Origin of the sequence: Herbidospora sakaeratensis (genome assembly GCF_001570525.1) — a bacterium.
GTDB classification, from domain to species: Bacteria; Actinomycetota; Actinomycetes; order Streptosporangiales; family Streptosporangiaceae; genus Herbidospora; species Herbidospora sakaeratensis.
Genome location: NZ_BBXC01000018.1, coordinates 232820 through 246558 on the forward strand (window position 1 = coordinate 232820; position 13739 = coordinate 246558).

At 70.3% G+C, this 13739-nt stretch carries 10 protein-coding genes; 6 read left to right on the forward strand and 4 right to left on the reverse strand.

The window, feature by feature from the left end:
* Positions 1-638: 638 nt before the first annotated feature.
* The gene (locus AW271_RS29305; RefSeq protein WP_157554726.1) at positions 639-2081 is read left to right on the forward strand and encodes an MFS transporter; all 1443 of its coding nucleotides are present in this window, start codon (positions 639-641) and stop codon (positions 2079-2081) included.
* Positions 2082-2173: 92 nt separating this feature from the next.
* Here AW271_RS29305 and AW271_RS29310 read toward each other — a convergent pair whose 3' ends face one another.
* The 3 genes from AW271_RS29310 to AW271_RS29320 all read right to left on the reverse strand — a co-directional run bounded on the left by AW271_RS29310 (position 2174) and on the right by AW271_RS29320 (position 6463).
* The gene (locus AW271_RS29310; RefSeq protein WP_062340829.1) at positions 2174-3652 is read right to left on the reverse strand and encodes a CoA-acylating methylmalonate-semialdehyde dehydrogenase; all 1479 of its coding nucleotides are present in this window, start codon (positions 3650-3652) and stop codon (positions 2174-2176) included.
* Positions 3649-4926, reverse strand: coding sequence for an aspartate aminotransferase family protein (locus tag AW271_RS29315; protein ID WP_062340830.1), 1278 nt, complete (start codon positions 4924-4926; stop codon positions 3649-3651). Before AW271_RS29315 ends, AW271_RS29310 begins: the two co-directional genes overlap by 4 nt.
* A 67-nt stretch (positions 4927-4993) precedes the next feature.
* Positions 4994-6463, reverse strand: coding sequence for an MFS transporter (locus AW271_RS29320; protein WP_062340831.1), 1470 nt, complete (start codon positions 6461-6463; stop codon positions 4994-4996).
* Between the two features lie 54 nt (positions 6464-6517).
* On the opposite strand from AW271_RS29320, the gene AW271_RS29325 reads away from it, so the two are divergent.
* From AW271_RS29325 to AW271_RS29345, 5 genes are all read left to right on the forward strand, one after another.
* Entirely contained in the window at positions 6518-7267 is a 750-nt protein-coding gene (locus AW271_RS29325) for a TetR/AcrR family transcriptional regulator C-terminal domain-containing protein (RefSeq protein ID WP_062340832.1), read from the forward strand.
* A 26-nt stretch (positions 7268-7293) separates the two neighbouring features.
* Entirely contained in the window at positions 7294-8892 is a 1599-nt protein-coding gene (locus AW271_RS29330; RefSeq protein ID WP_062340833.1) for a PucR family transcriptional regulator, read from the forward strand.
* The gene (locus tag AW271_RS29335; protein WP_062340834.1) at positions 8889-9923 is read left to right on the forward strand and encodes a DmpA family aminopeptidase; all 1035 of its coding nucleotides are present in this window, start codon (positions 8889-8891) and stop codon (positions 9921-9923) included. The genes AW271_RS29330 and AW271_RS29335 overlap by 4 nt, the downstream gene beginning before the upstream one ends.
* A 92-nt stretch (positions 9924-10015) precedes the next feature.
* A complete protein-coding gene (locus AW271_RS29340; protein ID WP_034382748.1) occupies positions 10016-10237 on the forward strand; it encodes a hypothetical protein in 222 nt (73 codons plus the stop codon).
* Between the two features lie 243 nt (positions 10238-10480).
* Positions 10481-11815, forward strand: a complete 1335-nt coding sequence (locus tag AW271_RS29345) for a phosphodiester glycosidase family protein (RefSeq protein WP_245653264.1) — start codon at positions 10481-10483, stop codon at positions 11813-11815.
* On the opposite strand, the gene AW271_RS29350 is transcribed toward AW271_RS29345, so the two are convergent.
* Positions 11805-12689 carry a phenylalanine 4-monooxygenase gene (locus tag AW271_RS29350; protein ID WP_062340836.1) on the reverse strand — a complete coding sequence of 295 codons (885 nt, stop codon included), beginning with the start codon at positions 12687-12689 and terminating at the stop codon, positions 11805-11807. The two genes, AW271_RS29345 and AW271_RS29350, sit on opposite strands and share 11 nt — an antisense overlap.
* Positions 12690-13739 lie beyond the last annotated feature (1050 nt).

The window sequence follows — 13739 nt, forward strand, 5'->3', positions numbered from 1 at the left end:
CAGTGCGTCCGGCCGGGGGCCCGGCGCATGACCACGGCCGTCTCTCCCACTCCCGCCCGAACTCCCGGCGCGCTTCGCCGGATGGTTCCGGGGTCGAGCACGCCTCTCCCGCCACGAAACCCGAAGGCGACCCGCCGGGAACCGGCCGACAACGCGCCCGTTGCATCACGAAGCCCCAAGGCGATTCATCAGGCGTCCGCCGAGAACCCGGCCGTTCCGCCACGAAGCACGAGGGCGGTTCGCCCGGAGTCCGGCCAGAACGCGCTCCTTGCGCCACGAAGCCCGGCAGCGACTCGCGGGGCATCCGCCGACAAGGCACCCCTCCCGTCACGACGCACGAAGGCGACTCGCCGGGCATCCGCAGGTAAGGCACCTCTTCCGTCGCGGAGCACGAAGGCGACACGCCCGGTGGCCGGCGAGAACGCGCTCCTTCCGTCGCGTCGCCCGGGAGCGGTTCGCCGGGAATCCGGTGAGAACGCGTCGAAGGTGGTTCACCGAGCTTCTCCGGTCCTCTCCACCGCTGCGGCATTCGCCGAGAACATGCCGGCTCCGGGTGTCGCTCGCAAGGCCGGCATCGTGGGCGCGGCCGCGTCCTGGGCCGGCGACCGTGACCACTGGGTCGCCGCGGGGTGGGCCTCGTGACCGCGTCCGTCTCCCCGGCCTCGACGGCCGCGGAAGACGCGCCGCTCGACCGCACCGCCGTCGCCGTCATCGTGCTGGCCTGTCTGGGCCAGTTCATGGTCGTGCTCGACGTGTCGATCGTGAACGTGGCGCTGCCCGCGATGCGCGCCGAGCTCGGCTTCACCGAGACGGGTCTCCAGTGGGTCGTCAACGCCTACGCGCTCACCTTCGCCGGGCTCATGTTGCTCGGCGGCAGGGCCGCCGACCTGTTCGGCCGCAAGCGCGTCTTCCTCACCGGCGTCGCCGTGTTCGCGCTGGCCAGCCTGCTGGGCGGGCTCGCGGCCGACCCGGGGCTGCTGATCGCGGCGCGGGTGCTGCAGGGCGTCGGCGCGGCCGTGCTGGCCCCGACCACCCTCACGATCCTGACCACGACCTTCTCCGAGGGACCACGCCGCACCGCCGCCATCTCGGCCTGGAACGCCGTCGGCGCGGCCGGGGGCGCGGCGGGCGGCATCCTCGGCGGTACCCTCACCGAGCTGCTCTCCTGGCGCTGGACGTTGCTGATCAACGTGCCGATCGGCCTGGCCATCGTGATCACCGGCCTGCGGGTGATCGCCCGCGACCGGCCCGAGGGCTCGGCCCGGCTCGACCTGCCCGGCGCGGTGCTGGTCACCGGCGCGCTCACCGCCATCGCCTACGGCACGGTGGAGACCCACGAACACGGCTGGGGCTCGCCGGTCGCGCTGGTGCCGCTGGTCGTGGGCGTGCTGGGGCTCGGGGTGTTCGTCCTCGTCGAGTCGAAGACGGCGAGCCCGCTGGTCCCGCTCGCGCTGCTGAGACGCCGCACGGTCGCCGGCACCACGATCATCCAGGTGCTGTCCGGGGCGATCTTCTTCGCGATGTGGTACTTCCTGTCGCTGCACATGCAGGGCGACCTCGGCTACTCGCCGATGACGGCCGGCCTGGCGTTCCTGCCCCACGCGCTCACCCTGATCGCCACCGGTCGGCTTGCCCCGCTGCTGCTGCGGCGCATGACGCCACGCACCCTCCTGATCGGCGCGACCGTCGTCGGCATCGCGGGTCTGCTGCTGCAGTCGGCCGTGCTCGACGGCTACGTGCTCGGCCTCCTGATCCCGGGCGTGCTGATGTGCGGAGGCGCAGGGCTGGCCTTCACCCCGCTGGTCGTGCTGGCGACCAACGGAGTGGCACGGTCGGAGTCGGGCCTGGTGTCCGGCATCCTCGGCGCCTCCCGGCAGGTCGGCGGCTCCCTCGGTCTGGCGGGCCTGGCCACCGTGGCGGCCACCATGTCCACCCCGGAGGCCGGCTACGGCGCGGTGTTCCTGATCGGCGCGGTCCTGATGGCGATCACCATCGTGGTGGCCGTGGTCGTCCTGCCGAGCCGCGCGGCGACCAGGCGCGCCGAAGCAGAAGCCGCAGCGAGCGTCGGCGCACCGTCGTAGCCGACCAGCGAGCTGACCGAACAACGACCTAGCGGCAGGCGGCAGGCCGGGCCACGCCCTCCGGCCCGGTTTCCGCCTGCCGCCCCGTTCGGCTAACCGTTGGTCGGGAAGCCCAGGTTCACTCCCCCGTGCGAAGGGTCGAGCCACCGGGAGGTGACGACCTTCCCGCGGGTGTAGAAGTGCACGCCCTCCACCCCGTGCACGTGGGTGTCGCCGAAGAGGCTGGCCTTCCAGCCGCCGAAGCTGTAGAAGGCCATCGGCACCGGGATCGGCACGTTCACGCCGACCATGCCGACCTCGACCTCGTTCTGGAATCTGCGGGCGGCGCCGCCGTCGTTGGTGAAGATGGCGGTGCCGTTGCCGTACTCGCCCTCGTTGATCAAGGTCAGGCCCTCCTCGTAGGAGGCCACCCGGATGACTGAGAGGACCGGGCCGAAGATCTCCTCGCGGTGGGTGCGGGAGCCCGGCGGCACGTGGTCGACCACCGTCGGGCCGAGCCAGAAGCCGTCGCCGTCGGGGAGGCCCTCCCGGCCGTCCACGACGATTTTGCCTTCGCCGAGGTCGAGGTAGGAGGCGACCTTGTCGCGGTGGACCTTGGTGACCAGGGCGCCCATCTCCGACGCCGGGTCGTCGCCGGGGCCGACCTTGATCTTCCGGGCCCTCGACGCGATCTTCTCCACCAGTTCGTCGCCGATCGGGTCGACGGCCAGCACGACCGAGATGGCCATGCAGCGCTCGCCGGCCGAGCCGAAGCCGGCCGAGACCGCCGAGTCGGCGACCAGGTCGAGGTCGGCGTCGGGGAGCACCAGCATGTGGTTCTTCGCGCCGCCGAGCGCCTGCACCCGCTTGCCGTTCGCCGTGCCGGTCTCGTAGACGTGGCGGGCGATCGGGGTCGAGCCGACGAAGCTGACGGCCTTCACGTCGGGGTGTGCCAGCAGCCGGTCGACGGCGACCTTGTCGCCCTGGACGACGTTGAAGACGCCGTCGGGCAACCCCGCCTGCTGCCACAACTCGGCCATCAGCAGCGACGCCGACGGGTCGCGTTCCGACGGCTTCAGGACGAACGTGTTGCCGCAGGCGATGGCCACCGGGAACATCCACATCGGCACCATGGCCGGGAAGTTGAACGGGGTGACGCCGGCGACGACGCCGAGGGGCTGCCTGATGGAGAAGGAGTCGACGTTGGTCGAGACGTTCTCCGAGAAGCCGCCCTTCAGCAGGTGCGGGATGCCGCACGCGAACTCGACGACCTCCAGGCCGCGCGCCACCTCGCCGAGGGCGTCGGAGTGCACCTTGCCGTGTTCGGCCGAGATGAGGGCGGCGAGGGCGTCGCGGTTGGCGTACAGGAGCTCTCGGAACTTGAAGAGCACGTGGGCGCGCTTGACCAGCGAGGCGTCGCGCCAGGCGGGGAAGGCGGCCTTCGCGGCGGCCACCGCCGCGTCGACGTCGTCGGCGGAGGCCAGCGCCACCTGGGCGCTCACCGAACCGGTGGCCGGGTTGAACACGTCACCGGACCGCTCGGAGTCCCGAGGGGCTCCGCCGATCCAATGGGTGATGCGCTTGTCAGTCACAACTTCTCCAGAGCGGCGATGATGATGCCCAGGCCCTCGCGGGCCTCCTCCTCGGTCAGGGTGAGGGGCGGGGCCATGCGGATGGTGTGGCCGTAGAGGCCGCCCTTGCCCGCGAGCAGGCCGAGCTTCTTCGTCTCTTCCATGAATGTGGCGGCCAGCTCGGGCGACGGCGAGCCGTCAGGGCCGACCAGTTCGACGGCGAACATCAGGCCCTTGCCGCGCACGTCCCCCACCGAGGGGAGCCTTCCAGCGGCCTCGCGCAGGCCGTCGATGATGATGGCGCCGGTCGTGGCGGCGTTGGCCTGCAGGTCGTGATCGAGCACGTAGTCGAGGGTGGCGTTGGCGGCGGCCATCGCGACCGGGTTGCCGCCGAAGGTGGCCAGGCCGACGGCGTGCAGGTTGTCCATCAGGTCGCCGCGCGCGACGACGCCGCCGACGGCGAAGCCGTTGCCCAGGCCCTTGGCGAAGGTCATCATGTCGGGGGTGACGCCGTGGTTCTGGATGCCGAAGAACGCCGATCCGGTACGCCCCCAGCCCGTCTGCACCTCGTCGGAGATGAACAGGATGCCCTGTTCCGCCAGCACCTCCTGGTAGGCGCGGAACAACCCGTCAGGGGCCATGGTGAACCCGCCGACGCCCTGGATCGGCTCGGCGATGATCGCGGCGACGTCGCCGCCGACGGCGGTGGCCAGCACGTGCTTCAGGTCGTCGACGCAGGCCGCGATGTACTGCTCGTCGTTCATGCCGCGGAACTGGGTCAGGTGGCGGTCGGCGCCGTGCAGGAAGTGCACGTTCAGCGGCGACAACGAGTTGTTCTTCCACGACCGGTTCGAGGTGACCGCCACGGTGCCGAACGACCGGCCGTGGTAGCTCTGCCGCATCGCCAGGATCTGGTCGGTCTTGCGGGCGTAGGTGGCCAGCAGCAGCGCGGTCTCGTTGGCCTCGGTGCCGGAGTTGGTGAAGAAGACCTTGGCGTCGGGGATGCCCGACAGGCGGGCGATCTTCTCGGCCAGCTCGACCTGGCCGCGCAGCAGGTAGACGGTCGAGGTGTGCACGACCCCGGTGGCGATCTGGCGCTCCACGGCGTCGCGGACCTCGGCGACGTCGTAGCCGATCATGTTGGTCAGGATCCCGGCGAAGAAGTCGAGGTAGGACTTCCCGTTCGCGTCGACGACGCGGTTGCCCTTACCGCTGACGATCTCGATGGGCTCGTTGTAGTAGAGGGCCAGCCAGTTGGGCATCACCGCGCGGTGGCGGGCAAGAAGGTCCGACATGCCTTGAGTATCCCGGCTCATAACGGTTGGCCATACCCGCAGCATGTCGGACCATCCATGTGTTCCCTTACACAGTGACGGGCTCGGGAACGACCGCCTTCCGGGGCAGCACCACCAGCGCGACCAGGGCCGCGAGCAGGGTGAAGCCGAGCCCCACCCACGACCCGATCGACATGGCCGCCAGGAACGACTCCTTGCCGGCCAGCACCAGGTCGGGGGCGCCGCTCGCGAGCGCCGAACTGATCGACTCGCGGGCCGCCTCGGGCGCGTCGGCCGGCATCGCGGCGGTGTACGCCGCCGCCAGCACGCTCCCCAGCACCGCGATCGACAACGCTCCGCCGACCTGCTGCACGGTGTCGTTGAGCGCCGAACCGACCCCCGCGTGCTTGGGCGGCACGGCGCCCATCAGGGTCGCGTACGCGGCCGGGCCGGCCAGTCCGCCGCCCACGCCCATGACGATCAGACAGGTGATCAGGAAGCCGTACCCGTCGGCGACGTCGAGCGTGGAGAGCAGGCCGAAGGCGCCCGCCAGCACGGTGAGGCCCACCACGATCAGGGTCTTGTTGGACACCTTCTTGCCGAGGGCCGCCCCGACGCCGCTGAAGACGAACGACGCCACCACGTAGGGCACGAGGGCGAGCCCGGCCTGGAGGGGCTCGTACCCGAGGACGAACTGCAGGTACTGCGTGAGGGCCAGCATGAGCGCGCCCGCGCCGAACGACAGCAGCACGATCGAGAACGACGCCCCGGCGAACGAGCGGTCGCGGAACAGCTCCAAGGGCAGCAGCGGATGCCTCGCCCGGCGTTCCCACCACACGAATCCGCCGATCGCCAGCACCGCGACGGCCGTCATGAGCGGGTCGAAGCCCTCCTGGGGCAGCATGATCACGACCCAGACGGCCGAGCTCAGCCCGGTGATCGACAGCACCACGCCGAGCGGGTCGAAGCCGCGGGGCTCGCCCTTCGACTCGGGCATCAGCAGCAGCGCGGCGACGATCGCGATGATCGCGATGGGGATGTTGAGGAGGAAGACCGAGCCCCAGTAGTAGTGGTGGAGCAGGAAGCCGCCCAGGGTCGGCCCGGCGATCACGCCGACGCCGGCGACGGCGCTCCAGGCGGCGATGGCCGTGCGGCGTTCGTCCTCGTCGAAGACCGTGATGAGGATCGACAGGGTCGAGGGCATCATGAACGACCCGCCCACCCCCATCAGCACCCGCGCGCCGATGAGGTGCCAGGGCTCGGTCGCGAGCATGGCCAGGCCGGAGGCCGCCCCGAAGATCACCAGGCCGAAGACGAGGAACCTGCGGCGGCCGTAGCGGTCGGAGAGGGATCCCGCCGTGAGCAGCAGCCCCGCGAAGACGAGGATGTAGCCGTCGATGATCCACTGGACGTCGGCGGGCGTGGCACCGAGGTCGCGCATGAGCGCCGGGATGGCCAGGTTCAGCACGGTGTTGTCCACCACGAGAACCAGCAGGGCCAGACAGAGGGCGACGAGAATCCACCAACGCCGGGGGTCTCGTACGGTGTTCGAGGTCACTCGCACACTGTACGACCATCCTCGAACAGTGTGCGAGCGAATTACTGTTGATGGATGCCGGAACAGCGCTTCACCAGCGTGTGGACGCGGGAGCACAAGCCGCGCCGCGCGCAGCAGGGCCTCAGCCGTGAGCAGATCGTGCGGGCGACGGTCGAGCTGCTCGACGCCGAAGGCATGGAGGCACTCAGCATGCGCAGACTGGGCGCCAAGCTCGGGGCCGGGGCCACCAGCCTCTACTGGCACGTCGCCAACAAGAACGAACTACTCGAACTGGCCATGGACGAGGTCTTCGGCGCGGTCCGCATCCCCGATTCGGAGAGCTGGCGGGAGGTCACGAGCAACGTGGCCTGGGGGCTGCGCGCCGCGATCATGGCCCACCCGTGGTTCACCTTCGTGCTCGGCTCGCTGCCCGCGCTCGGCCCCAACGCGATGAACTGCTCGGCCACGCTCTGCGCCGCCCTGGCGCGCGCGGGTTTCCAGAAGCACGACATCGACTACGCCGGGGCGGCGGTGTTGTCGTACACCATCGGCGCCACCGCGCCCGAGGCCGCCTACACCTCCGCGCTCAAGAGGCGTGGCATCACCATGGAACAGGCCCAGCGCGATCTCGCCCCCGCAGTCGAGGAGGCCGCCCGCGCCCACCCCGAGATCCACGCACGCTTCCAGGAGGCCGTCGAGAGCACGATCGACCCGATCGCGCACCGGCAGCTCTCGTTCGACTTCGGGCTCGTCTCCATGCTCGACGGCCTGGCCCTGCGACTCCCCCGAAGTGCGGACATGTCGGCCGACCACCTGACAAAGTGAGACGTTGAGCGGCTAATGTCGCTGACATGCTCCCCACCGTCGCGGACGTGCTCTCTCTCGACACGGTCCGGCGCGGCGACCCCACCGTGGTGGCGGGCGCCGACCGGCTGAGCGGCCGGGTCCGCTGGGTCCACGTGGGCGAGATCACCGACATCGCCCCCCTGCTGCGCGGCGGCGAACTGGTGCTCACCACCGGCGTCGCGCTGCCCCCTGAACCCGACAAGCTGGCCGACTACGTCGCCGACCTGGCTCAGGTCGGCGCGTCCGGCCTGGTCGTCGAGCTGGGCCGCCGGTTCGTCAGCGAACTGCCCGCCGCCGTGGTCGCGTCGGCCGAAGACCACGGGCTGCCGCTGATCACGCTCGCCCGCGAGACGCCGTTCGTGCAGATCACCGAGTCGGTGCACAACATGATCATCGACTCGCAGCTCCAGGAGCTGCGCGCCTCCGAGCAGCTCCACGAGATCTTCACCGAGCTCTCGGTCGAGGGCGCGTCGCCGGCCGAGGTGCTCGCCCAGGTGGCCCGCCTCTCCGGCCGCCCGGTCATGCTGGAGAACCTGGCCCACCAGGTGCTCGCCTGCGACTCGGCCGGGCAGGACGTCGGCGCCCTGCTGGCCAGCTGGGAGACCCGCTCCCGCGCGGTCTCCCCCGAGGGCCGCACCGCCTATGACGAGGCCGCCGGCTGGCTGGTCACCGTCGTGGGCGCGCGCGGCCAGGACTGGGGCCGGCTGATCCTGCTCGCCGACCGCCCGCCGGGGCCGCGCGACATCGTGCTGGCCGAACGGGCCGCCACCACCCTCGCTCTTGGACGTCTCCTCGAACGCCACCAGCTCTCCCTGGAGCGCCAGGCCCACGGCACGATCCTGACCGGCATCCTCAGCCACGCCTACGCCGACCCCGACGAGGCCGCCGCCCGCGCCCGCGCGGTGGGCGTGCCGCTGACCGGCCGCAAGCTGGTCAGCGTCGTGATCAGGCCGACCACCCCCGGCGAGGGCACCTTCGACGAACAGGCCCGGCTCGCCGACCTGGCCGACCTCACCGCCGCCGCCTGCCGCGACGCCCGGCTGCCCGCCCTGGTGGGCGCCCTCGACCAGGCCCACGTCGGCGTGCTGCTCCCGCTGCCGCCCCGGGTCGGCGCCGAGTCGGCGCTCACGACCCTGGCCGAGCGGCTCCGCGCCGCCGGGGCGGTGCTCGCCGCCGGTTCGACGGTCGATTCCCTCCGAGATGTACGCCGCAGCTTCCTCGAAGCCGAACAGGTCGCCGACGTGGCCGTCCGCCAGCACGACGGCCGCCCTTATTACCGGCTGCCCGACCTGCGCCTGCGCGGGCTGCTGCACCTGCTGCGCGACGACGCCCGGTTGCAGACCTTCGCCGAACGGGAACTCGGCCCGCTGCTGGCCCACGACGCCCAGCGGGGCTCCGACCTGACCCGCATCCTGCGCATCTATCTGGAGGCGGGCCGCAACAAGGCGGTCGCCGCCCAGCGCGCCCACCTGTCGCGGCCGGCCTTCTACGACCGCCTGCGCCGCCTGGAGCGGGTGTTGTCGACCGACCTCGACGACGTCGACTCCTGCCTGTCGCTGCACGTCGCGCTGCTGGCGCTGGAGTCGTTCCGGGAGACCCGATGAGGGCACGCGACCACGGCATCGTGATCGGGACCGCCGCGCCGGGCCCGCACAACGCCATCACGGACGTGCCGGGGGTGCGGATCGGCCACACGACGCTGGTCTCCGGCGCGTCGGTCCGGACCGGCGTGACCGTCATCCTGCCGCACGACGGCGACACCTTCGCCGAGCCGGTGTTCGCCGGATACCACTGGCTCAACGGCAACGGCGAGCTGACCGGCCTGGCCTACGTGCGGGAATTCGGCATGCTCGCCTCCCCCATCGGCCTGACCAGCACCGGGTCGGTCGGCGTGGTGCGCGACGCGCTGTCGGCCCTGGACCCCGGCGGCCAGGGCTGGGCGTTGCCCGTGGTCGGCGAGACCTGGGACGGCTCCCTCAACGACATCACCGGCCGCCACGTGACCGCCGAGCACGTCGTCGCGGCGTTCACGGCCGCGTCCGGCGGCCCCGTCGCGGAGGGCGCGGTCGGCGGCGGGACGGGGATGATCTGCCACGGCTTCAAGGGCGGCGCGGGCACCGCCTCCCGGGTCGTCGGCGCGTACACGGTCGGCGTCTACGTGCAGGCCAACCACGGGCACCGCGACCGGCTCACCGTGAACGGCGTGAACGTCGGCCGCCGCCTGGGGGCCTCGGAGGTGCCCCACGAGGGCGCCGGATCGATCATCGGCGTCGTGGCCACCGACGCGCCGCTGCTGCCCCACCAGTGCGCCCGCCTGGCCAAGCGCGCCGGGCTCGGCGTCGGCCGCACCGGCGGCGCGGGCGAGAACTCCAGCGGCGACGGCTTCCTGTGCTTCAGCGTGGGCAACCGCACCCTGCCGGCGAACGTGCTCGGCGCGGAGGTCCCGGCGACCTATCAGGTGACCGTCATGGCCGACGACCACCTCGACCCGTTCTACCACGCGGTGATCGAGGCCACCGAGGAGGCCATCGTCAACGCGCTCGTGGCCGGGGAGACGATGACCGGTTTCGGCGGCCTGACCGTCGAGGGCCTCGACGGCGCCCGGCTGGCGTCTCTTCTACGCACGACAAGGTGAATGAGCATGAGTTTCCACCAGGTGTAAAACCTGCCCCACCCCACGAACCGGGCATTCCGGGTTCACCCTCCGGGACGTGATTGTCTCGCTACGTGACGATAACCGAGTCCGAGACCCCGCCTCGCGCCTTCCCCGCCCCCGACCACCGCGCGATCGTACGCGCCCTGTCGGCGCGCTTCCCCCACTGGAGCATCTGGTACGGCTCCGCCACCGGCCACTACTGGGGCCTGCGCCGATTCGACGACGGGCGGATCGGCTTCATCGAGGCGCTCTCGCCGCAGGAGTTCGTCCGTCAGGCGACGACCGGGTATTGACCAGGCGAAATACTCAATTCAGTCGAGATTTCTCATATCGATTGGCGTGTTTCGCCCACTTATAAGTGCCAATCTCGCCACGATGGTCACTCACGTCCACTATTGGGGAGAGACCATATGAGAGGCCGTCTGACCGTCGCAATCACGGCACTGGCATCCGTTTTGCCGGTTATGCCGGTTTTTGCCGACAGCCAGAAGACCACGGGACTGCCGTCGTCGAGCTTTCCGCTGGGAGTACCCGGATTGGCGAAGACGACCTCGAAGATGGTCATACCGGGCATCGAATACATCACCTTGCGCCACGGCACGAACCAGGACGGCTACACCGTCAGCGTGCTGGCCGGCGCGAACGACGCGTACACCCAGCGCACGGCGGACAAGCAGGCGCTCGCCGTGCAGATGGCCGGGTTCGAGCCGGTGGTGGTGAAGTTCACCCGGCCCGCGATCGCCGACTTCCCCGCGCAGGACTACTGGATGGTCCGGATCGGCCAGTGGCCCCTCGCCGAGAAGAAAGAGGCCGACAAGGTCGTCAAGGAGCTCAAGAAGGCCGGGATCAGCGCCAAGACCGACTACACGGGCGACGACGGCTTCGTCACCGCCGGCCCCTGGTCGATGAAGATCCTGATGGTCGACCCGAGGTCGTTCCGCGGCAGCTTCGCCGCCAGCCTCGGCAAGAAGACGGCCGTCCGCGAGCGCGTCACCGACATGGCCAAGGGCGCGGGCGCCATCGCCGGCGTCAACGGCGGCTTCTTCGACATCCACACGGGCGCCGCCTACCGGGGCGACCCCACGGGCATCTCGGTCGTCGGCGGCAAACTGCTCAGCGAGGCCGTCGAGGGCCGCACGGCGGTCGTCCTGAAGGGCCGCACCGCCCGCATCACCGAGCTCAAGTCGGCCGTGAACGTCGCCGCGGGCGGCGCGCTCGCCCCCGTCGCGGGCGTCAACCGGGTCGGCAAGGACGGCGAACTCGTCCTCTACACCGAGGAGTTCGGCGCCAGCACCCCGAAGGTCGGCGCGACCGAGGTCGTCATCGACCCCGAGGGCGTCGTCACGGCCGTCCGCTCGCCCGGCGCCAAGATCATGAAGGGCATGCGCGTGCTCCAGGGCGTCGGCGCCGGGGCCGACTGGCTCGCCGCCTACGCGCCCGAAGGCGGCAAGGTCCAGCTCAAGACGACGGTCATCGACCTGCGCAAGAAGCGGACCGTTCCGCTCACCCCCGACACCCACATCGTGGGCGGCGGCGTGGGCCTGCTGAAGAACGGCAAGACCTGGATCACCGCCTCGACCGACGGCATGGCCAACATCAACATGATCGTCCGCCGCCACCCCCGCACCCTCGCGGGCGTGACGCGGAACGGCAAGCTGATCCTGGCCGTCGTCGACGGCCGCGCCCCCGGCCAGACCGTCGGCGCGTCCTTCCACGAGGCCGCCCGCGTCATGCAGTGGCTGGGCGCCCGCGACGCCATCAACCTCGACGGCGGCGGCTCCAGCGCCATGGTCGTCAAGGGCAAGGTCGTCAACAAGCCCAGCGACGGCTCGGAGCGCGCGGTGGGCGACGCCCTGCTGATCAGGCCGTAGCGCGCAGCTTGGCGATCATCTCGTCATCGCACGACGCCCAGAACTGACCGACGACGTCTTCGAGGTGGTCGAACGAGGCCGCCTCGAAGAGCACGTCCTGGTACTTGGTGATGTCATAGACCGTCGTGCCCATCACGGTGACGTCGAGGGGCCGGATGTCCATGCCCCGGAACTCCTCGATCTCGCCGTACGAGCTGAGGATCCCGGCCCCGTAAGCCTTCAGATCCCGCCCTTCCCGCATGACCCCGAACTCGAGGGTGAACCAGAAGACCTTCGAGACGAACTCCAGCGCCTCGGCCGACTCGACCCTCCGGGCCGCCTGCCCCGCCAGCCGGTAGAGCGCCGCGAACCGCTGGGACGCGAGCGTGTTGCCGTGCCCGATGACCTCGTGGATGACGTCCGGCTCCGGGGTGTAGAACGGCACCGAGTGATGCCGGATGTACTGCGTCGAGTGGAAGAACGAGTCGGCCAGCACGCCGTAGAACTCCCGCAACGGCACCAGCCCCGCGGCCGGCAGATAACGGAACCCCGTCAGCGGCTTCAGCAGCTCGCTGACCTCTTCGAGCTGCGGGATACGGTCCTTCGGCAGCCCTAGCTCCTCGGCGGCGTCGAGGAACTGGCTGATGGCGTACTTCCGGTGCTTGACGGCCAGCTCCCGGGTCACCAGGGTCCAGACCTCGTGCTCCTCGTCGGAGTACTCGGCGTGCGGGATGGGCTCCCCCCGCGTGTAACCCACGGCGAGCCCTGCGATGGCGTTGCGACGCGCCCGATATACGGGGTCGGCGAACCCCGGATGGCTCTTGGCCAGCTCAACGGTGACGGATCCGTCCTCGTTGGCGGCGACAGGAGCGAAGTACTGCGCTTCCTCGAACATCTACAAATGACAACAAGAAGGGAGGCAGAAGAGCAAGTATCCGCAGCTCAACCTAGACAATCCGGTCAATCTGCCGGGCGGATGGTGGTGGGGAGTGGACAGATTGCGGGGTGCGCGGCGGGTCGGGTTCGGCGGGGGTCCTCGGCAAGGGTGACCGCCGGCGACGGCGTCGAAGGCGCGGCTGACGTGGGACGCCTGTGACTTGTGTGAGCCGAGTGACACCGACCAGAACGAGGCGAGTTGCTACCTGATCACCAAGGCGGAGCGTCGCGGGCAGTTGGGCAGGCCTTGATGACGTGGGACCTCAGCGGGGGCCGGCTCGACTCCGCCTCGCGTGGGCGCCTCCCCACAGGTGACCGGAAGTCCGACCGTGGCAGCCGAGCCGCATCATCGTCGCAGAATACACAGCTCAGCCCGATCGGCGGGAGAACACCTGGCGAACCATGAACGCCAGCCAACGCGGCTGATGCCAGGCCCACCGAAACCATGCCTTCAAACAGGTGTCCCAGAGACAACGAAAGCCCGGCCGAATAGCCAGGCTGCCAGAACACTCGGAAACCAAGAAGGCCGGCCCATGCGGCTGACGCAACACCCTCGACATGATCACCGGAAACGACGAAAGCCCGGCCACACGGCCGGGCAGAAACCACACCAGCGCCATTCCGGCCTCGCCATCGGCGCAGGCCCGCGATAGTGACTTGTGAAACGTCGAGGGCCACCCGTTCGCCTGGAAGGCCCGGCTTAACCAGCCTGAACCCTTCCCCCCGCGATGCGGACCTGCCCGGAAACGATGAAGGCCCGGCCGCGCGGCCGAGCCAGAACAACACCCGCAAACAGCCACAGCCGGCCGCCCGACCGGCGCCAGACCGATACCCGATGGCCTGCCGGCAGCTTGCACGCGCCCTGGAAACGACGAAAGCCCAGCCAAACGGCTGGGCTCACACCCGTGAAACGTCGAAAGCCCCGACCATTCAGGTTGGGGCCTTCGGTAGAGAAACGACGAAAGCCCGGCCGCATAGGCCGGGCAGAGAAAACACCCCTACGCGAACT

What these genes read in the sequence shown, in the direction of transcription:
- AW271_RS29330 (WP_062340833.1), top strand. Translation starts at nt 7,294, where the DNA reads ATGCTCCCCACCGTCGCGGACGTGCTCTCTCTCGACACGGTCCGGCGC.
- AW271_RS29315 (WP_062340830.1), bottom strand. Translation starts at nt 4,926, where the DNA reads ATGTCGGACCTTCTTGCCCGCCACCGCGCGGTGATGCCCAACTGGCTG.
- AW271_RS29350 (WP_062340836.1), bottom strand. Translation starts at nt 12,689, where the DNA reads ATGTTCGAGGAAGCGCAGTACTTCGCTCCTGTCGCCGCCAACGAGGAC.
- AW271_RS29335 (WP_062340834.1), top strand. Translation starts at nt 8,889, where the DNA reads ATGAGGGCACGCGACCACGGCATCGTGATCGGGACCGCCGCGCCGGGC.
- AW271_RS29325 (WP_062340832.1), top strand. Translation starts at nt 6,518, where the DNA reads ATGCCGGAACAGCGCTTCACCAGCGTGTGGACGCGGGAGCACAAGCCG.